At 51.5% G+C, this 22,572-nt stretch carries 19 protein-coding genes; 9 read left to right on the plus strand and 10 right to left on the minus strand.

Going from position 1 to position 22,572, the window contains the following annotated elements:
• Nucleotides 1-106: 106 nt before the first annotated feature.
• Both HCG48_RS10020 and prfC read right to left on the minus strand, forming a co-directional pair.
• A complete protein-coding gene (locus HCG48_RS10020; RefSeq protein WP_168569035.1) occupies nt 107-2,608 on the minus strand; it encodes a zinc metalloprotease HtpX in 2,502 nt (833 codons plus the stop codon).
• An 87-nt stretch (nt 2,609-2,695) separates the two neighbouring features.
• Entirely contained in the window at nt 2,696-4,324 is a 1,629-nt protein-coding gene (gene prfC, locus HCG48_RS10025) for a peptide chain release factor 3 (RefSeq protein ID WP_168569036.1), read from the minus strand.
• 18 nt (nt 4,325-4,342) lie between these two features.
• Here prfC and HCG48_RS10030 point away from each other — a divergent pair, with 18 nt between their 5' ends.
• Together HCG48_RS10030 and HCG48_RS10035 are read left to right on the plus strand one after the other, a co-directional pair.
• Nucleotides 4,343-4,582: a hypothetical protein gene (locus tag HCG48_RS10030; RefSeq protein WP_168569037.1), complete on the plus strand. Its 240-nt coding sequence runs from the start codon at nt 4,343-4,345 to the stop codon at nt 4,580-4,582.
• A gap of 67 nt (nt 4,583-4,649) precedes the next feature.
• Entirely contained in the window at nt 4,650-4,994 is a 345-nt protein-coding gene (locus HCG48_RS10035; protein ID WP_168569038.1) for a DUF4870 domain-containing protein, read from the plus strand.
• A 97-nt stretch (nt 4,995-5,091) separates the two neighbouring features.
• Here HCG48_RS10035 and HCG48_RS10040 read toward each other — a convergent pair whose 3' ends face one another.
• Nucleotides 5,092-5,787, minus strand: a complete 696-nt coding sequence (locus HCG48_RS10040; RefSeq protein ID WP_168569039.1) for a tetratricopeptide repeat protein — start codon at nt 5,785-5,787, stop codon at nt 5,092-5,094.
• A gap of 631 nt (nt 5,788-6,418) precedes the next feature.
• Between HCG48_RS10040 and HCG48_RS10045 the strand changes: the two genes are divergently transcribed.
• A complete protein-coding gene (locus HCG48_RS10045; protein ID WP_168569040.1) occupies nt 6,419-6,946 on the plus strand; it encodes a hypothetical protein in 528 nt (175 codons plus the stop codon).
• Nucleotides 6,947-7,027: 81 nt separating this feature from the next.
• Here HCG48_RS10045 and HCG48_RS10050 read toward each other — a convergent pair whose 3' ends face one another.
• The 3 genes from HCG48_RS10050 to cobN form a co-directional block, all read right to left on the minus strand.
• Nucleotides 7,028-7,720, minus strand: a complete 693-nt coding sequence (locus tag HCG48_RS10050; protein WP_168569041.1) for a DUF3226 domain-containing protein — start codon at nt 7,718-7,720, stop codon at nt 7,028-7,030.
• Nucleotides 7,720-8,835 carry an AAA family ATPase gene (locus tag HCG48_RS10055; protein WP_168569042.1) on the minus strand — a complete coding sequence of 372 codons (1,116 nt, stop codon included), beginning with the start codon at nt 8,833-8,835 and terminating at the stop codon, nt 7,720-7,722. Before HCG48_RS10055 ends, HCG48_RS10050 begins: the two co-directional genes overlap by 1 nt.
• Nucleotides 8,836-8,918: 83 nt before the next feature.
• Complete coding sequence (gene cobN / locus HCG48_RS10060) at nt 8,919-12,695, minus strand: cobaltochelatase subunit CobN (RefSeq protein ID WP_168569043.1); 3,777 nt, start codon at nt 12,693-12,695, stop codon at nt 8,919-8,921.
• Between the two features lie 361 nt (nt 12,696-13,056).
• Between cobN and HCG48_RS10065 the strand changes: the two genes are divergently transcribed.
• Both HCG48_RS10065 and HCG48_RS10070 read left to right on the plus strand, forming a co-directional pair.
• Complete coding sequence (locus HCG48_RS10065; RefSeq protein ID WP_168569044.1) at nt 13,057-15,447, plus strand: hybrid sensor histidine kinase/response regulator; 2,391 nt, start codon at nt 13,057-13,059, stop codon at nt 15,445-15,447.
• Between the two features lie 37 nt (nt 15,448-15,484).
• The gene (locus tag HCG48_RS10070; RefSeq protein WP_168569045.1) at nt 15,485-16,162 is read left to right on the plus strand and encodes an N-acetylmannosamine-6-phosphate 2-epimerase; all 678 of its coding nucleotides are present in this window, start codon (nt 15,485-15,487) and stop codon (nt 16,160-16,162) included.
• A gap of 46 nt (nt 16,163-16,208) precedes the next feature.
• Here the strand turns inward: HCG48_RS10070 and HCG48_RS10075 are convergent, their stop codons facing one another.
• The 3 genes from HCG48_RS10075 to HCG48_RS26460 all read right to left on the minus strand — a co-directional run bounded on the left by HCG48_RS10075 (nt 16,209) and on the right by HCG48_RS26460 (nt 18,411).
• Nucleotides 16,209-17,096: a hypothetical protein gene (locus HCG48_RS10075; protein WP_168569046.1), complete on the minus strand. Its 888-nt coding sequence runs from the start codon at nt 17,094-17,096 to the stop codon at nt 16,209-16,211.
• Between the two features lie 303 nt (nt 17,097-17,399).
• Nucleotides 17,400-18,239 (minus strand): DNA adenine methylase, encoded by an 840-nt coding sequence (locus HCG48_RS10080; RefSeq protein WP_168569047.1) that lies wholly within the window; start codon nt 18,237-18,239, stop codon nt 17,400-17,402.
• A gap of 40 nt (nt 18,240-18,279) precedes the next feature.
• Nucleotides 18,280-18,411, minus strand: a complete 132-nt coding sequence (locus tag HCG48_RS26460) for a hypothetical protein (protein ID WP_281362106.1) — start codon at nt 18,409-18,411, stop codon at nt 18,280-18,282.
• Nucleotides 18,412-18,500: 89 nt separating this feature from the next.
• Between HCG48_RS26460 and HCG48_RS10085 the strand changes: the two genes are divergently transcribed.
• The 4 genes from HCG48_RS10085 to HCG48_RS10100 all read left to right on the plus strand — a co-directional run bounded on the left by HCG48_RS10085 (nt 18,501) and on the right by HCG48_RS10100 (nt 21,736).
• On the plus strand, nt 18,501-18,710 hold the full coding sequence (locus tag HCG48_RS10085) for a DUF751 family protein (protein ID WP_168569048.1): 210 nt from the start codon (nt 18,501-18,503) through the stop codon (nt 18,708-18,710).
• Between the two features lie 97 nt (nt 18,711-18,807).
• Nucleotides 18,808-19,236 carry a 30S ribosome-binding factor RbfA gene (gene rbfA, locus HCG48_RS10090; protein ID WP_168569049.1) on the plus strand — a complete coding sequence of 143 codons (429 nt, stop codon included), beginning with the start codon at nt 18,808-18,810 and terminating at the stop codon, nt 19,234-19,236.
• Nucleotides 19,237-19,239: 3 nt separating this feature from the next.
• Entirely contained in the window at nt 19,240-20,919 is a 1,680-nt protein-coding gene (locus HCG48_RS10095) for a glycoside hydrolase family 3 protein (RefSeq protein WP_281362107.1), read from the plus strand.
• A 592-nt stretch (nt 20,920-21,511) separates the two neighbouring features.
• Nucleotides 21,512-21,736 (plus strand): DUF4327 family protein, encoded by a 225-nt coding sequence (locus tag HCG48_RS10100; RefSeq protein WP_168571831.1) that lies wholly within the window; start codon nt 21,512-21,514, stop codon nt 21,734-21,736.
• A 288-nt stretch (nt 21,737-22,024) separates the two neighbouring features.
• Here HCG48_RS10100 and HCG48_RS10105 read toward each other — a convergent pair whose 3' ends face one another.
• The gene (locus HCG48_RS10105; protein WP_168569050.1) at nt 22,025-22,420 is read right to left on the minus strand and encodes a hypothetical protein; all 396 of its coding nucleotides are present in this window, start codon (nt 22,418-22,420) and stop codon (nt 22,025-22,027) included.
• Between the last annotated feature and the right edge of the window lie 152 nt (nt 22,421-22,572).

Genomic DNA, 22,572 nt, shown 5'->3' on the forward strand with positions numbered 1-22,572 from the left:
CCTAGCCCTTTTGGGGCGGCTACGCCTACGGAGATGCTAAGCGCTTTGCGCGAAGCCATGGCTCAAGCTAGAGCGATGCCGCAGACTATACGCGAATGCGACTGGACTAACCGCCTTGAAAGAGGGAATAGACACCCCAGGCGATACAGAGAAAAGCCAGGACGGTAGACCAGATCGGGTGGTGGTTGTTAATCACCTGGCGCCGGGAAAGTTCGAGGCGATCGAGGTCGAGCCAGGGGGTAGCGCCGCGACGGAGCCAACCGATCGCGATCGCGCTGCTGCCGACGAAATTGCTCGGACGAGAGCCGGAGTCCCCTAAAAAGCCCGACGGTCCGAGGATCGAACAGCCGTGAATTTTGACCAATCCCGAGGGCGATCGCAAGATCGTATCTTGAGCGAGCCAGTTGGCAACCCCCCGACGACCGAGCAGAGTTCCTTGGAGGCGGACGGGTTGGGCGTCGAGGGGTAAGGCATCCGGATTCGAGATCGACTCGGCCCAATTCGGATCGTCCTGGCGATTCGAGGGAGTAATATCGGGGAAAAAGGCATTGATCCGCAGCAAAATCCCCAAGCCGATCCCGATCGCCGTACAACCGAACAACACCGCGCGATCGCCCCAGAGCCAATCTAATTCGCGCACCCCCAAACTGTTTGAGACCGCCCCGATCGCCCACAAGAGCAAGCCCAAACTCAAGCCCCAGGGGGCGCCGAAGAAGGGGGCGCCTTGGAGCAGTCGCCGCGACCAGACAATTTTCGGTTTCACCTGAGTTCCGGCGTCCGGTTCGGGCCAGACCAATTCCGGTTCGAGCTTCCAGAATTGGGCGGAACGGCTCAACCCGTAGAGGCGATCGCCTAAACACGGATGGCTGTTGCTCAAATTAAGCCAGCCGCGATCGGGATTGTAGCGATCCCAAGCGAGCAGGGGTTCCCAAGCCATCTGACCTGCGGTACTGCCGAGGGCGATCGCCTGCTGGCATCCCACGGGATTGAGGCTTTCCAAGCCTTCGAGCAAATAGCTGGTTTGTTGTTGTTGCTCGACATCGCGGGCAATCCCCACACAGAGTTTTAACAAAGCGCGGCTCAAGCCGTTGGGATTGCCCGTCAACGAGACCGCGAAGCGATCGCCGTGGACGATCCGGGCGCGCGCCAGGGGTAAGCCGAGCCAGCGCAACAGCCAGAACAGCCCGTAATTGAACGACGCCAGCCATCCCGCAGTCCGGCGCATCACCGTAGCGCGCGTCGATCGCCTTCCCGTCCAGCGATCGCCCTCCCGGGCCAATTGCCAGTAGAGGAGATAAGGCAATTGGGTCAGTACGGCAAACAGGGACATCAGGGGGACCGTCCCACTGGCTAAATGGCCTAATTCCCCGGCGTAAATCGCGGCAATTTCATCGTCGGCGAGCTGGTCGAGCAACCCCTGAGTGACGACGATGCGGCTGAAGCGCGGCAGACCGCCGTAAGTAAAGGCCATCGGAGTTGGGGTGGGTAAGACCCCTAACTTGACTGTCGGCCAGTTGCGCTGGTAGCAGAAACGCGGCACCAGGCGGCGCGCTTCGGTGCTGTATTGGCCGAGTTTGCTCAGACCCAGGGGTTTGAGACTGTAGAACTGACCGAGAATCAGGTCGAGAATCCAAGGGGAGGCGATCGCCAACAGCAGCAGGAACGCGAACAGTTCGAGGCTGCGATCGCGGTACAACCCCTGAATCGGCCACAATAACGGTAATTTGTATAAAAGATAATTGGTCGTTTGCAGCAGCCAGTGTAAAGCTGCATCCAGGAACCAGAACCCGGCGATCGCGCTGACGACTTGGATCGCGAGCAAGCGCGCTTTGCCCCGTTGTTGGAAGCGCTTCCAGTTTTTCGCCCGAGGGCCGTGGCGCCACGGCAGATCGGCGATCGCCGGGGTGACCTCTGGGGTAGGCTGCGGCGTCGGTTGGCGCTTTGATGGCGGTTGAGGAAGCGATGGAGCGGGCGATCTCGCTCCCGTGGCCGATTGGGTGGGGGGTTGGGGTTTGCCTGTAAGCGGCGATACGCCAGAGGCGTCGCTGCGCGAACGCGGCGGTTGCGGCAACGATTTGGGTTTGACCGGGGGGAACGGCGGCGGTCGTCTCTCTTTCCCATGGCGCGATACCGCTTTCTCCTTCGGAGACGGTTGGCGAAGGCTGTCCCGGCGCGAGCGCTTCGGCGGCGCCTGGGGGGGCGGCGGATCTTCTAAGGGGATAAATCCCGTCGGGTCGGAAGGGAGCGCCGTCGGGGTCGCCGACTCGTTAAAGGGAACGAACCCCGTCGGATCGATCGATTTGCTATTGACTTTTGAATTTTTTTGTGGTAGGGAAGGAGGCGAAATACGAGAGAGATGACGATCGCGGTGGCGTCGCGCCCATTGTTTGAATTTACTCGGTCCCGATTGCTGGAGGCGATCGCAGTAGACGACAGCGCGATCGAATTGTCCGAGTTCGGTATAGGCGATCGTCAAACCCATTTGAGCGCGGGCGATCGTCACCGCGTCGAGTTCGGTCTCGCAAACTTTGTTCAAACAGGCGATCGCCCCGTCGTAATCCTTCTGTTTCAGCGCTGCCAAACCACTTGCAAGATCGGAGTTGTTCATAGCACTAAATGCAGACGACGAAACAGAAAACGGGCGCTTCTCCTCCGGAGACATCGTACGCGATCGCCGAGATCTCAAAAGTAGGGCTTAAATCGCCTCCGGTTCCTGACCGGAAACCACCGGAGCCGTTGCATTCAACTTCAAATCCGGTAAATCCGCCTGAACTTGATGCATATTCCACTCATTTTTAAACAGTAGCACCGGACGCCCCCAACTGTCTTTGACCGTTGCCGTATTGAACAAGCGCCCCGCTTTCTCCAGCGCTTCCCAACCGCCAGCGACCCACCGGGCCACCGTAAACGGCAGCATTTCCAGGCGCGTTTCGACCCCGTACTCGTTTTCGAGACGGTACTGCACCACCTCGAATTGGAGTTGACCGACCGCCGCCAAAATCGGATCGCGCTTCGATTCGTCCGCCGAATACATAATTTGAATGGCGCCTTCCTCGCGCAATTCGGTCACCCCTTTGCGAAATTGCTTGAATTTCGAGGGATTGGGATTTTTCAAATAGGCGAACAGTTCGGGAGAGAAACAGGGAATCCCCTCGTATTCTAATTTCGGACCGATATAAATCGTATCGCCGATCGCAAAAGCCCCGGGATTGTTCAAGCCGATCACATCCCCAGGATAGGCTTCGTCGAGAGATTCGCGACCTTGAGCGAACAGTTTTTGCGGGCGCGAGAGGCGGACATTTTTACCGCTCCGGGCGTGCTGAACCACCATATCTTTTTCAAACTTGCCACTACAGACCCGCACGAAGGCGACGCGATCGCGGTGTTTCGGATCCATATTGGCTTGCAACTTAAAGACAAAACCGCTAAAGTTCGGCTCCGTCGGCGGTACTTCTCCCACCGTACTGCGGCGTGGGATCGGTTTGAGTGCGTAATCGAGGAACGAATCGAGAAACAACTGCACGCCGAAGTTGGTCATCGCACTCCCGAAAAAGACCGGGGTCATTTTTCCGGCGTGAACTTGGTCTAAATCGAGATCTTCGCCGAGTTCTTCGATCAGTTCGAGTTCGTCTTTGAAGTGGAAATAAAGGTCTTGGTCGAGAATCTTTTCAATTTGGGGGTCGCCGAGGTCGAGGATTTCACCTTTGGCGGTTTTGGTTCCGTGAGCAGTTCGCTCGAACAGGTGAATTTTGCGGGTGCGACGGTCGAAAACCCCTTTAAAGCGATCGCCCGTTCCAACGGGCCAATTGACCGGATAGGTAGACAGACCCAGCTCTTGTTCGATTTCGTCGAGCAGTTCGAGAGGTTCGCGGGTCGGTCGATCCAGTTTGTTGATAAATGTGAAAATCGGGATCGATCGCATCCGACAGACTTCAAATAATTTGCGCGTTTGCGGTTCGAGACCTTTCGCCGCATCTTCGAGCATCACCGCATTGTCCGCCGCCGCCAAAGTTCGATAGGTATCTTCGCTAAAATCTTGGTGACCGGGAGTATCGAGTAAGTTGATATAACAATTACGGTAGAGGAACTGGAGAACGGTGGAAGTGATCGAAATTCCCCGTTGTTGTTCCATCGCCATCCAGTCCGAGGTCGCGTGGCGTTGGCTGCGACGTGCTTTGACCGCTCCCGCTTCGTGAATGGCTCCACCGTAAAGCAAGAGTTTTTCGGTGAGGGTCGTTTTCCCAGCGTCGGGATGGGAAATAATTGCAAAATTACGGCGTCGATTGACCTCAGTTTGAAGTTCGACTTCGAGATCGGTAGGCATAATCGGTAAAACGGGACGGTGTTTGCTTACGATGCAGGTGACAGTCTGCCGACGCTGACACGATCGCTGCTAAAGCGGATGGGTCAACCTCGCGGATATTGTAACGGCGTTGGTTTCGCAGGTCGAACCGCGAGCGCAAGAGGGGCGATCGCCGTGGAAGTCCTCTCAAGGGCGGGTCGTCACATCAAAATTATGATAGCTCGTTCGATCGCGATCGCGGCGATCGTCTCCGTTCCGAGACAAGTTAAGTTAAGTTGAGAAATAATTCAGTTCGGTCAGTCTGTCCGACGGTTAAATCTATGTTTTGATGGAGGAGCGCCCGCTCATGTACGATTCGGATAAGAGAAAATTGTTATCGCTGCTGTCTCACGGCGCAATTTTTTTGAGTACCACCTTAATTGCTATCGGTATTCCCATCGGGATTTTATTTATTTCCGACGATCCCGTCGTTAAAGAGAATGCTAAAGAAGCAATTAACTTTCATTTTAATGTCTGGTTTTATGGGGCGATTATTGCCATCTTGACCTTTATCACCTTTGGTTTACTCGGCTTTATTTTAGTGCCGATCGGTTTTGTAGTCCATTGGATTTTGACGGTGGTCGCTTTAGTGCGCGTCTTGGAAAAACCCGACGAACCCTTCCGCTATCCGTTTATTTTTCGATTACTGTAAAGCGCTCTATGCTTGAATGGGCTTGATGTTGGTGCGATCGCCCCGACGGACAAAGCGCGATCGCGCCCAGCCTCGGCAACTTGGAAAATATCATTCTTTAGGCACTGACTTGTTCCAAACGCGAAATCACTCTTTTCATCGTTTCGTGACTTAAAGGAGCGATCCACTGTATTAACTTTTCTTCGGTAAAGTTTTCCCCCGGAATTTGATGCAGTTGTTGCCATCGAGAAATAATAATTTCGACGATAATTTCTTCAATCGAATCCGTATGGATCGATCGCTCGCGTGCTAGTAAATTCCAGGCTTCTTGTAAATCGGAGAGCGCGCGATCGTAATCCCCCATTAACGCTAGCAACTGACCGAGTAAGGTGAGGATTTGCGGTTGTCCCTGCACGTTCCCCACCCGGCGTTCGAGTTCTAAAGCTTGCCGACATAAGGCGATCGCCTCTTGAGTTTGTCCCGCTTTCGCTTGACTTTCCGCCTGTTCGTAGAGTCGTTCGGACTCCATCCGTTGTTGAGTTTCATTACTTTTACTAAAAATCTCCGACGCCAACGCATGATTGACTCCGTGACGGCGTTCTTCATCGAGAGAATTCAACCAGCGTTCTAGAGAGTCTTCACCCTCCCGATGTTCCCGCGATAAACAGGCTTTTTGTTGTTTTTGTTGTTTTTGTTCTTGTTTCACTCGCTCGATAATTTTCGCTAGGGGTTGTGCTTGTGCAGAGCCTATTTTTTGTAAAAGATCTAGGGATTGGTATAAAACAGTTATTGCTGTCATGTAATCATCATTCATGGCTGATAAGTACCTTTTTTGAATCGGAAAATTGCATCCCCTCGATTCGCTTCCTTCCGTGGGCGAGCAGGGCGATCGCCGATCGTTTCTAGTCTGGGGAATTATCAGAATTATATCGCCACATTTTATCGAATTGTTATCCGATCTGTAGCTTAGCGGATTAACTTTTGCTTCTCTAGCGTTCTTACACGCTAAAAGACTTACACCCACTGAGAAGCTAGGGAAGGGTGACTCACAAAAATACCATTGAGTTCCATTTTCGCCCCCTCCTCGATTCGATCTCCCCTTCCGCGTACAGCGCGATCGCCCGCCAACGCCCTACAAAGGCCCTACAATTGTTGCTATTTAGCTGACCAAGCTCGTCTCGATGGGTTTGGCAATTTTGTAGCTTGCCCCATTCGCCCTAAACTGGCTAAATTCTAGCATTTATTGCCAGAGTACGATTGAGTAAATTTAGCTAAAGTCTTAAAATGAATACGATACGCAATCTGCCCATGCAGTTGCGGAATAAAAATCGCCCTAAAGTTTTTAAAAAATTGATGTTTTTTGACGATATTTCAAAAAAATTTAAAAATTTTATTATTGGCGGCAAATTGTAATTAAAATAACATTTTCAATCACTAACTGAGCTATGAACATCACAAAACTGCTGACCAAAACAGTGATTCCCAAAATCCCTGGCATTGTCCTTATCCTCCTCAGTGGACTCACCCTAATTGCCACTCCCGCCAGATCTCAAACTCGACTCACTCAAGAGATCGTCAATGATTGGACAGATATTCTTTTTTACCGGGCTAATCCACAACTCGCCAAACGCCAACTGCGCCCCAACGAAACCGATTTAATCCGAGAATGGAACGCGATTCAACAAATCGTTCCCGATATTTTAATGTATGAAAAAATAGTTTGTGGCAATGGAGAAGGATGGACCCTTGAAGATTTCGACTTGGAACCGTTCGATCGCCAAGCATTCGATCGCTATCCTCCCAACGACCGAAAAGTTATCTTTAGTTCCGAACTAAATCAAGTCGCCGATGCCATATTTTATGCCCGTAACCCCGAACTATCCGGACAGAGACTTCAATCTAATAACAGTCGATTAGCGAACGAGTGGTTACGCATTAGAACGGCGATTAGTATCTTAGATCCTTGTTATTAATTTTTAGAAGTTTGAGGTTAATTTTGTTGAGGCTAAGATCTTAAATCGTCATGTTTAACGATCGTATAAATGATTAGAGGTTTAAAGATCGAATAAATTCCGTAACCAGCCAATAAATAAACGAGCTATTTCACGATCGCTATCTAAAACTCGTGCAGTCATAGCCTGACCCATTGGCATTCCTGGTGTTTTTTGCCACGCCAACCAAGTATGAATGAAAGCTTTAGGACGATGGACAAGCGCATAATGATTTAATTGGCGATTTTCAAGGTCTTTTAAAATATTTTTGGCCTCCGGTTCCAAGAGATCGCCTTTCGGAATCAGATAAGCGACAAAATCTTCCAACATCCCCGAAGTTTGATTGTCTGGCATTAACCAAACCCCGAGTTTTTTTAAAAAGCGATCGGACGGGTCGTAAATCCAACCCCCTGTCGGTACAACTTTCGGAATATGTCGACGGTCGTATCCTTCAGCGATGAGGCGATCTCGAATTCCCTGCCATCGTCCCTCCAAATTTTTATCGGCATCGACAACAATTCCCAGGGGTTTTAACTTACTTTCATCGGCATCGACAACAATTCCCAGGGTTTCTAACTTACTTTCTCGTAGTTTTACAGGCAAAGTTTTAAAAACTGCGTCAATTCCTTCTCCTTCTGTTGGCATTTCCACAGAAAATGTTTTTGGAAGTTCATATTTCTGACAAAGCGCCCAAATTACATGACGGTCATTATTTCCTTCTACCAATAGTTGTTTGGGATAGCTCTTTTTTGGCATCAACGCACCTCGATATTTTGTCGAACTGCGCTTGCCAATCGATCCGCCGAATAGTCGATCGCTCGTATCTCATCTTCACGCCATTCAAGGCGTAACAATTGACCGATTGAAGAGTCTTCAACTTCCATTAAAGCATCAGAAAATGCACTGACACAATCCCAGCTATGAGTTGTTGCAAAGACTTGTATGTTTAGTTGTTTGGCGATCGCAAAAATTAAGCGCCACATATCCGTTTGGACATCATAATAGAGTCCTGTATCGATTTCATCTACCAGTAAATATCCATTTTTAACACTGACGGCGGACATTACTAAATTCAAAATTCGCCGCATTCCATCTCCCATACTTCCTAATGGAATAGGTCGATCTTGTCCTTTGAGTTTGAGTAGAATTCCATTGGTCGATCTATAATGACCTGTAAAGCTCAATCTTTCTATTTTAGGTTCTAAAATCTTCAGCGCTTCAATGATTGTATCTTCCTCTGGTGTTAAAGTGATTTTATCCCAAAGTCTTGATAAGTCTTCGATACTCATTGAGTCAACCGATAAAAATAAGCTAATTGAACGATCCGAACGATCGCTTATCCGGGGAATAAATACTCTATTCAGATTTGAAACTTTCATTCTTTCGTCGAAACTTCCGGAGGAAGAAACTCGTAATGCTAATCCATCTTTTTTATTAGAATAGCTGATGACGATCCTGTCTGAAAAAATAGCATTTTCCTGAAGCTCCTCAAAAGAGTTAATTTCCTCGCCATGAAAGCGATTGAAAGTAATTTTTATGAATATTTCTTTAGTTTCCGAAGAAATATATATTGAGGAATTTGATTCCAATGTTCTTTTGTAAAACAAATGAGCAAATTCATATATTTTTCTTGTTTGTTGAATGCGAGGGAATTTCCTGATGTCAGATTCAAGAAATGTGAATTCGCCCCGAATTGAAAGAGTTTCAAATAGAGCAGTAATATCTTGCTGGTTGACCAACAAATGAACAGCCTCTAGCAAACTTGTTTTGCCGCTATTATTTCCACCAACAATTAAGTTTACTGGAGCCAATCTATTGGCTTTAAATTCTCGAAAAGAGCGATAGTTTTTAATGCGAATATCATCTAACATGGTTTGAATTCAACAATAAATTAACTTCTTTTTTTACAGCTATTCCCCCAGGTTCTCAGGCAGAAAAATTTTATTAAATTCAATCAAATCATCGTCGATTCGATCGCCGCTTCCGCGTGGAGGGCGATCGCCTGCAAGCGGTCTAAAACCGAACCTTCGACCCCTTGCCACAGACCGCGCTGGTGGGCTTCTAACAAGCGCTCGGCCATATCTCGCAACGCCCAGGGATTGTGTTCGGCAATGAATTTTTCGACTTGTTCGTCGAATAAATAAGCATTAGCAATTCCCTCATACATAAAATCTTCAACGCAATTTGCCGTCGCATCGTAAGCAAATAAATAATCTAAAGTCGCCGCCATTTCAAACGCCCCTTTATAACCGTGACGCATCACCCCGGCAATCCATTTAGGATTGACGACGCGGGAACGGTAAACCCGAGTTATTTCTTCGCGTAATAGGCGAATTTTGGGCTGTTGCGATCGCGAATGGTCCCCAAAATAAGTGACCGGATTTTCACCTTTGATCGATCGCACCGCCGCCGTCAAACCGCCTTGAAACTGATAGTAATCGTCCGAATCGAGTAAATCGTGTTCGCGATTATCTTGATTGTGCAGGACAATTTGCATCTGTCCCAAGCGCTTCTCGAACGCTTCCGGCGCCGAATGTCCCTCGCCGTAACCCGTGTAAGCGTAACTACTCCAATTGAGATAAGCACGGGCCAAGTCGCTGTCGTCAGTCCAGTTGCGATCCTCGATCGACCCTTGTAACCCGGCGCCGTAAGCCCCCGGTTTCGACCCGAACACGCGGTAACGCGATCGCGCGATCGCCTCCCGTTCGCTCAATCCCAGGGCTTCCCATTTCTCAGTTTCGCGCCGGACTTGCGCCGCCAGGGGATTGTCTTCCTCGCTTTCATCCAAACTCGCCACCGCCGCCACGGCGCGATCGAATAAATCGATTAAATTGGGAAACGCATCGCGGAAAAACCCGGAAATTCGCAACGTCACATCGACACGAGGGCGCCCCAAACTCCGGACGGGTAAAATCTCGAAATCGACCACCCGGCGAGACATCCCATCCCACACCGGACGAACCCCTAACAAGGCTAACGCTTCGGCGATATCGTCGCCTCCAGTTCGCATGGTCGAGGTTCCCCATACCGACAATCCCAAAGTTTTCGGATAGTCCCCATGGTCCTGAGTGTAGCGCTCGATCGCGGCGTCCGCAGCACGACGACCGAGGTCCCAGGCGGTTTCCGTGGGGATGGCGCGGATATCGACGGAGTAAAAATTGCGTCCGGTGGGGAGTACGTCCGGGCGCCCGCGCGTGGGGGCGCCCGACGGACCACTCGGAACGTAGCGCCCGTCGAATCCGCGCAAGAGCTGGTCAATTTCACGATCGCACTGACGTAAGGCGGGCAGCAAAAAGCCCTCGATCCAGTCGAGTTCCCGTGCAGTCGCCGTTCCGAGGTTCGGATCGCGATCGCCAACCTCCGCCTGTTCCACGCAGCGCGCGGCGAATTCTTCGATCGCCTCGACCAGATCGCCGACACTGACGTGAGGTTTCGCCAGAAACGGGGGTAAATCCGACGGATCGATCGCCTCGGACAAGTCCGCCGTCAGGGGATCGACGTCGAGATCCCAATCCCGGGCGATCGCCCGGGTCAACCCCAACCGATCCGGACCGGGACATCGGGCGATCGCCACCGCTAAATCGCGCAACTGGCGCCCTTGGGGACAGTGGCCGAAAACGTGCAAGCCATCGCGAATTTGCGCCTCTTTCAACTCGCATAAATAGCCGTCCGCCGATTGCAGAAATTGGGCAAAGGCGCCGTCATCTTGGCCGAGTTTGGCCTGGGTCGGCGCGATCGCCCCCAAATCGGTATCGAGATGTTCTCGACGCACTAAAGCGGCAATGCGATCGCGAATCTCGCTCAATCGCGACGGGTCGAGGCTTTGCGCCTCGTAATATTCGTCGATCGCCCCTTCGAGTTGCTGCATCGGACCGTACAGTTCGGCGCGGGTCATCGGCGGGGTTAAATGGTCGAGAATCACCGCGTGCGATCGCCGTTTGGCTTGGGATCCTTCCCCGGGATCGTTGACGATAAACGGATAGAAATGGGGAATCGCCCCCAATGCCACTTCGGGATAGCAATTTTGCGAAAGAGCGACACTTTTACCGGGCAACCATTCCAAATTTCCATGTTTGCCCACATGGGCGATCGCCTCGACCCCAAAGCATTCGCGCAGCCAATAATAAAAAGCGAGATAGGCGTGAGTCGGTTCTAAATCCGGCGCGTGATAATTCAAACTGGGATCGCGATCGTAACCGCGCGCGGGCTGGATCCCGACGAAAACATTTCCCAACTGAATCCCCGCAATCGGGATTTCCGCTCCCTCTTCCAGTTCCGAGTCTCCCCAACGATCGCCGACGCCCCGACCCACGGAATCCGGTAAAGTTTCAAAATATTTGCGATATTCTTGCACGGAAACACTTTGGGCGATCGCGCGGAAATCGCGGCCTTCCGGGTCGTTGGTCACCCCCTCGGTCAAACGGCGGATCAACTCCTTCCCAGTTTCGGGAATGCGATCGACGCGATACCCGGCAGCCTGCAGCGCTTTGAGAATGGCGATACAACTGGCGGGAGTATCTAAACCGACTCCATTGGCCAACCGTCCGTCTTTAGTCGGATAATTCGCTAAAATTAAAGCAATTTTGCGCTCCGAGGCGGGAGTTTGGCGCAGTTTGACCCAATTCGCCCCTAACTCGGCTACAAAATCGACGCGATCGCCGCACGGTTCGTAAACCACGACCGGAGTTTCTAACGCCTCGTTATCCCCTTGAACCGCTTTGAAAGAAATTGCCCGGGTGATAATCCGTCCATCTACCTCCGGTAAAGCAACATTCATGGCCATATCTCGGGGGGAAAGTCCTTGAAAACCACCGATCCAGCGATCGCGGTTGTCGCTGCTACAGATCGCTTGTAAAACAGGAACGTCGAGTTTTTGCCAAAAATTGGGAGTTAAGCCGCAAGTTTGGCGCTGCAAGTGGTCTGAATCAATCGCAAATCCGGTAGTATTGAGGATTAACTCGACGCAATCGCCATCATCGGGTTGAAAAGCGGCGCACACTTGAGCTCGAACGTCGCGATCGCGCAGGGAAGAAACAAATAAAGGAACCACTTTTAAATGACGTTCGGCTAACGCCCGGCATAACGCATCCACCGGGGCCGTATTCCCGGCTAAATAGTGAGCGCGATAAAACAAAATACCTACCGTTCCCCTTGCAGATTCGGGGTCGCCGTCGATCCCCCTCGGCGAATAGCGCCCCACCCGAGGAACGGTGACGGGTGGCGGCGGGGCGTAAACCCCGTGCAAACAAGCATCGGCGATATACTTTAAGCCATTGACCGCGTTCTCGATGCCCCCTTCGTTCAAGTAGCGCCAAACCCGATTGACCGTAGGGAGGGGGACGTTAGAATGGCCGATCAGTTCGGGATCCTCGGCGTCGTCGCCGGGTAAAACGATCAGGTGGATGTCGTGCGATCGCGCGGTTTCGCGCAAGACTTCCAAACCGTAAGACCAATAAGCCCGTCCGCCGAGGAGTCGTAACACGATCGCCCGTGCTTGGCTCAATACCTCACTGGCATAAGTATCGATACTTAAGTGTTGTTGCAACTGTAGCAAATTGACCACCCGCAGGGCTGGAAAGTCCGACGGTAGGCGATCGACCGCTTGGGCGAGAACTTGAATGTCGGTGTCGGCGGCGGTCAGAAACACCAGAGGCGCGGGGGTTTGATCGATAAAAACGACCCCTTCTTCTTCCGGATTCCAGCCTCCAGGCGTTACGGCTAAACGGTGCATAATTTCTCGGTAACAGTGAATTCAAGTCTCGTGCGGGGTTGATGGCTCGGGTCAGCCCCTTGCAAAGGGTATCAAAGCCGGAGGAAGTGGGAACACTCGATTATTTTAAATCGCTTTTATCATGTTGAGTTAGAGAAACTCCAATCGACGAACGAGCGATCGCGCCGTTCTCCATCCCGTCAGGGACGAATTATGTTGGTCGATTTCTATTGAAGCGGGAATCACAGAAGCGGGAATCACAGAGGCGGGAATCGACTTTGTCAGTCGAGAAAACGCGATCGAACTTTTCCGAGATCGGAAAGAAGACCGAACCTTTGGCCAACGGGCAGCTTGCGCTTTTTGCTAATAACAACCTGCGATTATGTTTAGTTTTGAAATTACCCGTAAAACTTTATCTTATCGAGCATTTGAGCGGTTGCGTGCCCTAGTCGAGGAACAGGGGCAAGGCGAAGCCACTGTGACGATACGGCGGAGCTGTCGCTATGCGAACGCCCGGGAATTGGAGGGGAATTGGGATCGGGCGATCGCCGCGATTTCGGAGTCTTTTTCCGTGCTGCTGTTGGCGCGCGACGGCGAGGGAGAAAGCGACCCGGAGCGATCGCAGGTGGAGGTCGGTTTGAGTTTCGATCCGTCGGCGATCGGAGCGTTTTTAGAGCAATGGCAGGGTTCCCCCGCCTGCGAACAAGAAGCGGAGGCGATCGCGATCGCCCGCGATCGATTGCGTCCCAACGACCCCCAGCGCCAAAGCGAGTTTACCCTGTCGCTAATTGACCTCCTCAGTGGCGATCGCGCCACGACGCCGGAGGCGTATCGCGCGACGACTCCCAAGGAAGATCGCGAACCTCCGGTTTCCCCAGTTTTACTCAACGCAGACATCGACGCGATCGATCCTCAATATATCGGCATTTGCCAACCCGTCGAACAAGCATTACGCCACCGAATCGAACAAGAACAATTACTCAACCAAGTCACCGCACAAATTCGGCAAAGTTTGGAACTGCCCACGATTTTATCCACCGCCGTCGAGCAAGTCCGGCAGTTTTTAAATGTCGATCGCCTCGCCATCTATCAATTTCATTCCGTCGCCACCCAACCCCAAGACCCCGAACCTCAATCCCTTGAAGAAGAATTTAACCCTAACGCCCCTTGGGATTGGGAACGAGATTGCGACTGCATTACTTACGAATCCCGTGCCTGCGAATCGATTACCTCGGTGTTGGGACCCCAAGAAGAATATTGTTTTATCTTCGAGCCTCCCTCGCGGGATAAATACCGACGCGGCTATATTTTAACTGTCGAAGATGTCGAAAAAACCTATCAAAAAACTCCTTGTTTACTCGATTTATTGCGGCAATTCCAAGTCAGGGCGAAATTGGTCGTGCCGATCGTCGTTTGCGATCGCCTCTGGGGACTGCTCATCGCCCATCAATGTCACGAACCGCGTCGGTGGCTGGAAAGTGAAAAAACCTTTTTAACTCATATTGCCGAACATTTGGCGATCGCCATCCACCAAGCGGAACTCTACGCCCAAGTGCATCGCCAAAAACATACCTTAGAACGCCGGGTCGCCGATCGCACCCAAGACTTACACGATGCCCTCGTCGCCGCCGAATCCGCCAATCGCGCCAAAAGCGAGTTTCTCGCCACCATGAGTCACGAATTACGCACCCCGTTGACCTGCGTGATCGGCATGTCCGCCACCCTGTTGCGCTGGTCTTTCGGACAGTTGAGCGACAAACAGCGCAGTTATTTACAAACCATTCACGATAGCGGCGAACATCTACTCGAATTGATCAACGATATTCTCGATTTATCCCAAGTCGAAGCGGGAAAAACGGCGTTGAATATCAGCCGTTTTTCTTTAACTCAACTCGCCCGCCAAACCGTGCAAGCTCTCGGCGATCGCGCCGCAGCCAATCAGTTGCAAATCGAGCTGGAATTTTCTATAGAACCCCCTTACGATCGCTGGAGTGCAGACCGCCGTCGGGTTCGACAAATTTTGTTTAATTTATTGAGCAATGCGATCAAATTTACCCCTGAAAACGGTCGGGTAATTCTGCGGATTTGGCTGGAAGAAAAAATGGCCGTGCTTCAAGTGCAAGATACCGGGGTCGGAATTGCCGAAGAACATCAACCCCTGTTATTCCAAAAATTTCAACAGTTAGATACGTCTTACCACCGCCAATATGGAGGGACGGGGTTGGGATTGGCGTTGACCAAGCAGTTAGTGGAACTTCACGGAGGCTGGATCGGCTTTCAATCGCAAATCGGGGTCGGGACGACCTTTACCGTGCGTCTTCCGGCCCATCCGAGCAACCCACAAGCTACGGGAAACCCGCCGACGGGGAATTCTGCCATTCCTTCGGATCCCCAAGGTCGCATCGTTTTAATCGAAGATCACGAGGAAAGTGCGACGTTAATCTGCGATATTTTAACTACGGCAGGATATCAAGTGGTGTGGATGGTCGAAGGGGATACCGCCCTCAAGCAAATTGAAGTGTTACAACCGCAGTTGGCGATCGTCGATCTGCGCTTACCGGGAATGGATGGGTTTGAAATTATTCAATGTTTGCGGCGATCGCCCGCCACGGAACAGCTCAAAATTTTAGTTTTGACGGCGAAAGTGTTACCGGAAGATCGAGAACGCTCGTTTGAAGTCGGCGCTGACGATTTTTTGACCAAACCCGTCCAAATCGACCAACTTTTAGTCAAAGTCAATGCCTTGATGTCTGCCAAAACTGCTCAGTCGTAAAGCTCAGTCGTAAATCGCGCGTTCGTTACTTCTAACCATGTCTTCTCCCGTTCGATTGCTCGAAGGTTTGATCGTTTCCTGTCAGTCCCCCGCCGATTCGCCGTTAAACGACCCGGGGATTATTGCCGCCATGGCCCGAGCGGCGGTCAACTGCGGCGCCGATGGCGTGCGCGTCGATACCCCCGATCGCGTCGCCGCCGTGCGCCAGCGCCTCGGTCCCGACATCCCGATGATTGGTTTGTGGAAGCAGACGATTCCCGGCTTTGAGGTCTACATTACCCCACAATTCCAGCACGCCCGCGCGATCGCCGACTCCGGCGCCGACATTATCGCGATCGATGCCACGGTTCGCCCCCGTCCCGACGGCGAAACCGTTCCCGGTCTAATCGCCCGCATTCACGACGAATTGGGTAAAGCGGTCATGGCAGATGTCGATACCCTGGAAGCGGCGATCGTCGCCGCCGAAGCGGGAGCCGATTTTGTCGGAACCACCCTCTACGGTTACACCGCCGCCACCCGCCACCGGACCCCTCCCGGTTTCGATTTACTTGCACAATTAATACAAAAATTGGATTGTCCCGTCATTTGCGAAGGGGGCATCGCTTCCCCAGAAATGGCCAAACGCGCCTTAGACATGGGAGCCGATGCCGTCGTCGTCGGGACGGACATTACAGGAATTGATTTAAAAGTGCAAGCTTATCGCCGGATGTTGTAAGACCGTGGGACACTCCTGTGGAATCGTCCCCCGACTCCCCCTAAAATTAGTTGGTTCTTTTAACAATAATAATTTCCGATCCGACCACAGGCGATCGGGCGACTAAATGACCTCGACGATCGCTAATTTCTAATGTTTTAAAATCCAATCGTCGCGCTTGAGCAAACATTTTATTCGCTAAGTTGTCTTGTCCCGAACGATCCAATTCGTACCAGCGATCGGCGATCGTCACTTGTAGCAAACTGCGGAGAAAATTCGCTTGAATGGATTCGACCACCCCATCGGTATATTCATCGGCGACCGTCGCGACTTGTTTCTGAACCGCCACAATTAACTGTTGTTCCGGCGTCAACTCCGATTCCGGTGGGAATTTTGGTTGCGGTGGTGCGACCTCTTCCACAGGTTGCGGGGATGGTTCAACTGCGGGTTTTTCTACAGGCGGTAAGGATTCCACGGGTTCGGCGGGTTCCACGGGTTCTAAATTCGGTGCGGTTTCCACTTCTTCTAACCCCTGTTCCGGCGGGAGTTGAACCACTTCTTTCGGTTCTAAAATGGGGGCGCGATCGCTGGAAGTCGGTTCTGACGGTTGTCGCAGCAAATTCACCGAAACGGCAATAAGGACGACTAAGGCGGCGATCGCCCCCGTTAAACCCCAATCGGACAGCTTTTGACTCACCGATTCCGGTAAAACTGCTCGAATTTTCCCTAAAACTTGACTCCAGACTCCAGGGGTTTCGGGTTCGGCGGGTTCCGCTTCGAGTTTTTCAACGGTGGTTTCGAGAACGGCGATCGTCTTTCGCAAACTGGCGATCGCCAACCGTTTAATTGGGGATTTTTGAGGCGCGATCGCCGGGCGATCGTTATTTTCAGGAGTGGGGTTTTCTGAGGGAGTCGGTTCGGATTCTGATGGATTTGGTGGCGGTTCTTGACTCATGGTATTTTAGGCTGTTCGGTTGTTAAGAAAAACAGTAAAATTCAGAAATTTATCTGTATTTTTTTGTAAAATCCAGAACTATTTTTGATTGTTCAAATAGTCCTCATTGAGATAGAGTGAGATCGAGAAAGAATTGAATCCTGTTCGGAGTGCGAGCATCTTTCTCGCTGTTCCAGCACCCAATTTTAGGAATTCACCGCTTATTTTTCACTAATTTAAGTAGATATGTTTGCAATTAGTAAAGAGGGAGCGATCGATAATGGAATTGTGGTCAGCAGGGAAAATGCTCGGCACCACCACAATTCAATAGGAAGTGACTAAAACTTCATTGATTTTCCCTCGCTTGTTACCTTTAGAATTAATAGCTCTATTCGCATTGACAGTATGAATTTTAAAATCGCTGTAGAGTTCGCGGATAAAAGAACAATCCGAATTGGAGAGCATCACTTTTACCCCGCGATCGCCTAACTCGGCAAAGACTTCTTTCAACTCAATTTGATCTCGTTCCGAAAAAGAATAACGACTGTAACCCGTAAATCGACTGGTTGCGTTTAACGGATAATAAGGCGGGTCGAAATAAACGAAGTCTTCAGAGTTTGTTGCAGATTCCAGGACAGAATTGAAAGGATTGGGATCGATCTGGGTAGATCGCAAGATTTCAGACACGCATTTTAATAAATGGCGATCGCAAATCTTAGGATTTTTATAGCGACCGATGGGGACATTAAATTCCCCTTTAGAATTTTCTCTATAAAGACCGTTAAAACAAGTTCGGTTTAAATAGATAATTCTCGCCGCTTTTTTAACTGGATCGCGAAACTTACGCGATCGCAGTTCGTAATAATAATCTTTACTATGATTGGTTTGATGTTTTTCGAGAACGGCAATCAGATCGTCGGCACGATCGCGCACAATTTGATAGACATTAACCAATTCCGTATTAATATCCGATAAATAAGCCGTGAAAGGCGATCGCGCTTGACTCAAGAAGAAAAAAACAGCGCCGCCACCTAAAAACGGTTCGTAATACCGTTGAAATTGTTGGGGAAAATAAGCTTGATATTGTTCGATTAATTGGGATTTTCCACCTGCCCATTTTAAAAAAGGGCGTGGAGAAACCGTTGAAATGGCCTGCTGGGTCATTACAAGAATTCAATAATTAAGATCGAAAATAAAAACCAACTCAATCGGGCTGAAATTGGCGAATTTGGGGCGATCGCCCGAGTTCCGGACGAGCGACCTTCACCATCATATCGATCCGGGGGGCGATCGCGCAGGAGTTGGCGAAGATCCAAACTGGAAACAGATCCCCCATCGATTCCCCTTGTGCAAGGATGCGACAAATGTTAGGAATTAATATGCAATAGTGTCTCATCCGCCTTGGCGCGATCGCCTGTCGAAATTATGATGGTTGTTTTTGACGATTTCTGGAATAACGTTCTGCGCTATCCCCGCTACTTTGTCACGATTGTCTTGGGGATCTTCTTCGCCTTGTTCGGGTGGCTCAAACCGTTGTTGCGTAACCCCATTTCGGCGATCGCCCTGATCGGCTTCGTCGTCGCCGCCTTCATCTTCACCTTTTTCACCCTGCGGGGGATGCTCGGACTGGCCTAAATTCAGGGAAATTCCAACGAAAATCAAACAAAGGTAGACGAACTCAGGAATCCTACCTTAAGCTACGAAATAGAACGCGAGTAAGGGAGCGAATCTCATGGCTACGGAACGTCGGGTTTCCCGTGTAGCTTCCCTGATTAAACGCGAAGTCAGCCAAATGTTACTCAACGACATCAAGGATGACCGCGTGGGCGCAGGAATGGTCAGCGTAACGGATGTAGATGTCTCGGGCGACTTACAACACGCAAAAATTTTTGTCAGTATTTACGGAACCGACGAAGCGCGCGCCGCAACCATGGCAGGTTTAAAATCGGCGACGGGCTTCGTGCGGGCGGAATTGGGCCATCGGGTGCGCTTGCGCCGAACCCCAGAGGTCGTTTTCCTCGAAGATCGTTCGATCGAGCGCGGAACGCGGATTCTCTCGTTACTCAATCAGTTAAGCGAGGAACGCCACGCCAACCATCCGGAGGACGACGGCGACGATTCGGATCGATCGCCTAACGACATTTCACCAGCAGAGGCATAGTTTGTGACAGGCGCTCAGTTTTCTCCCGCACTGCCAGATCTCGATACGCTGTCTTTAGAACAACAAGTCGCTCAGATGTTTGTGGTAAGAGCATCTGGGCGTTTCTTTGACCGCCAGATCGAATTCCCCGACTGGGAACCCCCGGCGGCGACCCTCGAACGTTGGTTGCACGATCTCGGTGTCGGCGGGGTGATTCTCGTCGGCGGGAGTGCGGTGGATTTGCTGGTGCGATCGCGCTGGTTGCAAGCACGAGCGCAATATCCCCTGTTCGTCGCTGCGGATATTGAAGAAGGCGTCGGTCAGCGCTTTGCGGGGGCTACCTGGTTTCCGCCGCCGATGGCGATCGCCGCGATCGCCGATCGCGACCCGGACAAAGCCCGCCACTATGCCGAAGAATACGGCGCCACCACCGCCCGCGAAGCCCTGGCGATCGGCATTAACTGGGTCCTCGGCCCGGTGGTCGATGTCAACAACAATCCCCAAAATCCGGTGATTAACGTGCGCGCCTTCGGCGAAACCCCGGAACGGGTCGCCGACTTAGCGACCGCGTTTTTACGGGGGGTGCAGCGCTTCCCGGCGCTCAGTTGTGCCAAGCATTTTCCCGGTCACGGGGATACGAGTGTGGATTCTCACGTCGATTTGCCCGTGTTGACCCATTCCGCCGAACGACTGGCGCAAGTGGAACAACCGCCGTTCGCGCGGGCGATCGCGGCGGGAGTGGACGCGGTGATGAGCGCTCACCTGCTCATTCCCAGTTGGGACGGCGATCGCCCCGCGACTTTATCTTCTAAAATCCTCACCGATCGCCTGCGCGGCGACCTCGGCTTTGACGGCTTGATCCTCACCGATGCTTTGGTCATGGGGGCGATTGCCAATCGCTACGGCGCCAACGAAGCCCCCCTACTCGCCCTCGAAGCCGGGGCAGATATTCTCTTAATGCCCGTCGATCCGGCGGGGGCGATCCGCACGATTTGCGACGCCGTTGACAAAGGGCGCGTTTCCCCGGAGCGCATTCGCCAATCCGTCGAGCGCATTTGGCGCGCCAAACACAAGATTTTTGCCGAACCTGCCAATTTACCCCCCGCCAGCGAAACCACCGGGGAAGCCCTCGCCCGCTTGCAATCCCTGGCTGCTCCCGACGCCGGGGCGATCGCCACCGAGATCCTGCAAGAGTCCCAACAGGTCGGGGGTTCATTACCACTTTCCCTCCCGCCGTCAACTGCGGGCGCCACGCGCAATTTATTGCTGGTGGATAATTTGGTCACTTGCGGTTTTCTCGGTCGTCAAGCCCCGGCGATCGCCATCCCTCAGTCCCGAGGGTACGCCCTCCAGCTTGTAGACCTGCACACCGATTCCAACCCCGAGGGCGATACGCCTCCGGCGTCCCGTGACGAACCCTCGACCGAGGGCGCCACGTTGCTGCAAGTTTTTATCCGAGGCAATCCTTTCGGCGGTCCGGCGCGGGCGACTGAGTTAGCGGATCGGTGGTTAAAGCATTTATTGACAAGCGGGCAACTGCAAGGGGTGGCGATTTACGGCAGTCCTTACGTGTTACAGCAGTTTCTGCCCCATTTGCCCGCCGATCTGCCCTACGTGTTCTCTTACGGCCAAATGCACGAGGCACAGGCGATCGCCCTCGGTACTCTGTTCGGGGTACGGGATCCAGTTGTCAACAAATCCTGACATTCTTCAAAAAAATCGCCCAGAGAATGTAATAGGTAGCGAGAGTAACACTCTCGGTACTTTTACTCAGGAGGTCGCCCCGGGTCGAGGAATCTGTCGGCTCCGACGAGCCGCCGGGTGGTAAGGGCTGGAGTGCTGATTAAATAAGCAATTGAGGCGATCGCCTCCGGAAAATTTTGCGGGCGATCGTCCAGTTTCGTGCGGGCGATCGTCCCCTCTGCGCCCTCGAATGAAGCTACACTTCGACAATAATTGAATTTAATAATGCAAGACGTAGGATTTATAAAATTTAATTAAAAGTAAATCTTTAAGAATCGCTAAAACTCTTTGCTCTAGAGACTTACAGGAAAAATAAATCTTGCAAGCAATCGCAAAAAGCTGGGCAAGATTCTTAATAATTCATTAATATGAATTGAGGATGCTTAGCGTGACAATAGAATTGATTCAGTATATGTTGTAACAATTCAATAAGCATCGTCTAAGATCGGCTCAGAAGCATTATTGAGAATATCTGCGTGCCTGCATGAGTGGCATCGGACTGAGCGATCGTCAAATTTAACGAACAGAACCAGATCGAGAGGCTTTTATTATGATGGCTACGTCTACCGTTCAATATTCCATCGAAGTGATTAGAGAAGAAGCCCGCAACCTCGTCAGTAAGGGCATCGTCGGCAGACAGCAACCGATTTACACCCTCTGTCAGTACATTCCCGCCCGCGAGTGGTCGATGGTAGAGTGCGAGTTAGAATCGAATAATTACTTACTGCGCGATCGCATCGGCGATTTGATGGGACGGGAAGACTGGGAGAACGATTAGGAGTTATCGAAACTTTCGGGGTTGAAAACCCCGATCTTCTAGGACAGCTTTAACAAAATTTCGGCTAAAATAGAATCAGTCGCCATAGGGCATTGGGAGACTTTAAACGGGCGTGGAGAGACGGTAAGACTACTGAGTAGCAAGTCTCGATGAAGCGTCAAGGAATCATCGCCCCTTGAGGGCGGTGAGGTATGTCAATACTTTGAAATTACAAAGATCGTCCCCCTAGTTTTAGGGGGATGGTCTTTTGCGTGGACGGACATTAAAGAGTGATAACGGGCGATTCGCTTAAGTGTCCGCGTCGTTAGCACTCAAGCGCTCTAGTTCGGCCCGTAACGCCGCCACTTGAGCCGTGAGATCTTCGATTTCCTGTTGGATTTCCGGTTCTTTCCTCGTCGAAGAACTCGGCGAATCCGGGGGATTCGCTGAGGTTTCCGGCGTAGACTCCGAGGGAGTCGCCCCCGGTTGGTTAAAAATCGTATCGACGAAATTGCGGGCTTCGCGCTCGGTCATTTCCCCTTTTTTCGCCAATTTTTGCGTCAGCTCGTTAAACTCTAACTGCAAGTCTGCTAGATTTTCTTCGCGCTTTTGCTCATCTTGCAAACTTTCGAGTAAAGAGGTCGTGGCGCCAACGCCGACCCGAAAGCCAGTTTGTAAAAATTCCATCAAGTTATTGGGATTCATCGTTGTTTTTGCGATCGTAATTCAAGAACGGTCGTTTGGACGGTAGAGGGTTCGCCAACCAGCTCGCTGGGGAACCCCTCGGCTAACCCAGCACGAGGCAAATCGGGGGCTTTCTTCTATGCTACGAGCTAACGGCTCGTCGATCGGTAGCG

It is taken from the genome of Oxynema aestuarii AP17 (assembly GCF_012295525.1).
GTDB lineage: Bacteria > Cyanobacteriota > Cyanobacteriia > Cyanobacteriales > Laspinemataceae > Oxynema > Oxynema aestuarii.

Excerpts from the sequence above, each read along its gene's own strand:
- HCG48_RS10080 (WP_168569047.1), bottom strand. The coding sequence starts at position 18,239 with ATGACCCAGCAGGCCATTTCAACGGTTTCTCCACGCCCTTTTTTAAAA.
- HCG48_RS10070 (WP_168569045.1), top strand. The coding sequence starts at position 15,485 with ATGTCTTCTCCCGTTCGATTGCTCGAAGGTTTGATCGTTTCCTGTCAG.
- HCG48_RS10065 (WP_168569044.1), top strand. The coding sequence starts at position 13,057 with ATGTTTAGTTTTGAAATTACCCGTAAAACTTTATCTTATCGAGCATTT.
- HCG48_RS26460 (WP_281362106.1), bottom strand. The coding sequence starts at position 18,411 with ATGGGGGATCTGTTTCCAGTTTGGATCTTCGCCAACTCCTGCGCGATC.
- HCG48_RS10085 (WP_168569048.1), top strand. The coding sequence starts at position 18,501 with ATGATGGTTGTTTTTGACGATTTCTGGAATAACGTTCTGCGCTATCCC.
- cobN (WP_168569043.1), bottom strand. The coding sequence starts at position 12,695 with ATGCACCGTTTAGCCGTAACGCCTGGAGGCTGGAATCCGGAAGAAGAA.
- HCG48_RS10075 (WP_168569046.1), bottom strand. The coding sequence starts at position 17,096 with ATGAGTCAAGAACCGCCACCAAATCCATCAGAATCCGAACCGACTCCC.
- HCG48_RS10105 (WP_168569050.1), bottom strand. The coding sequence starts at position 22,420 with ATGAATCCCAATAACTTGATGGAATTTTTACAAACTGGCTTTCGGGTC.
- prfC (WP_168569036.1), bottom strand. The coding sequence starts at position 4,324 with ATGCCTACCGATCTCGAAGTCGAACTTCAAACTGAGGTCAATCGACGC.
- rbfA (WP_168569049.1), top strand. The coding sequence starts at position 18,808 with ATGGCTACGGAACGTCGGGTTTCCCGTGTAGCTTCCCTGATTAAACGC.
- HCG48_RS10040 (WP_168569039.1), bottom strand. The coding sequence starts at position 5,787 with ATGAATGATGATTACATGACAGCAATAACTGTTTTATACCAATCCCTA.
- HCG48_RS10055 (WP_168569042.1), bottom strand. The coding sequence starts at position 8,835 with ATGTTAGATGATATTCGCATTAAAAACTATCGCTCTTTTCGAGAATTT.
- HCG48_RS10050 (WP_168569041.1), bottom strand. The coding sequence starts at position 7,720 with ATGCCAAAAAAGAGCTATCCCAAACAACTATTGGTAGAAGGAAATAAT.
- HCG48_RS10020 (WP_168569035.1), bottom strand. The coding sequence starts at position 2,608 with ATGAACAACTCCGATCTTGCAAGTGGTTTGGCAGCGCTGAAACAGAAG.
- HCG48_RS10045 (WP_168569040.1), top strand. The coding sequence starts at position 6,419 with ATGAACATCACAAAACTGCTGACCAAAACAGTGATTCCCAAAATCCCT.
- HCG48_RS10100 (WP_168571831.1), top strand. The coding sequence starts at position 21,512 with ATGGCTACGTCTACCGTTCAATATTCCATCGAAGTGATTAGAGAAGAA.
- HCG48_RS10035 (WP_168569038.1), top strand. The coding sequence starts at position 4,650 with ATGTACGATTCGGATAAGAGAAAATTGTTATCGCTGCTGTCTCACGGC.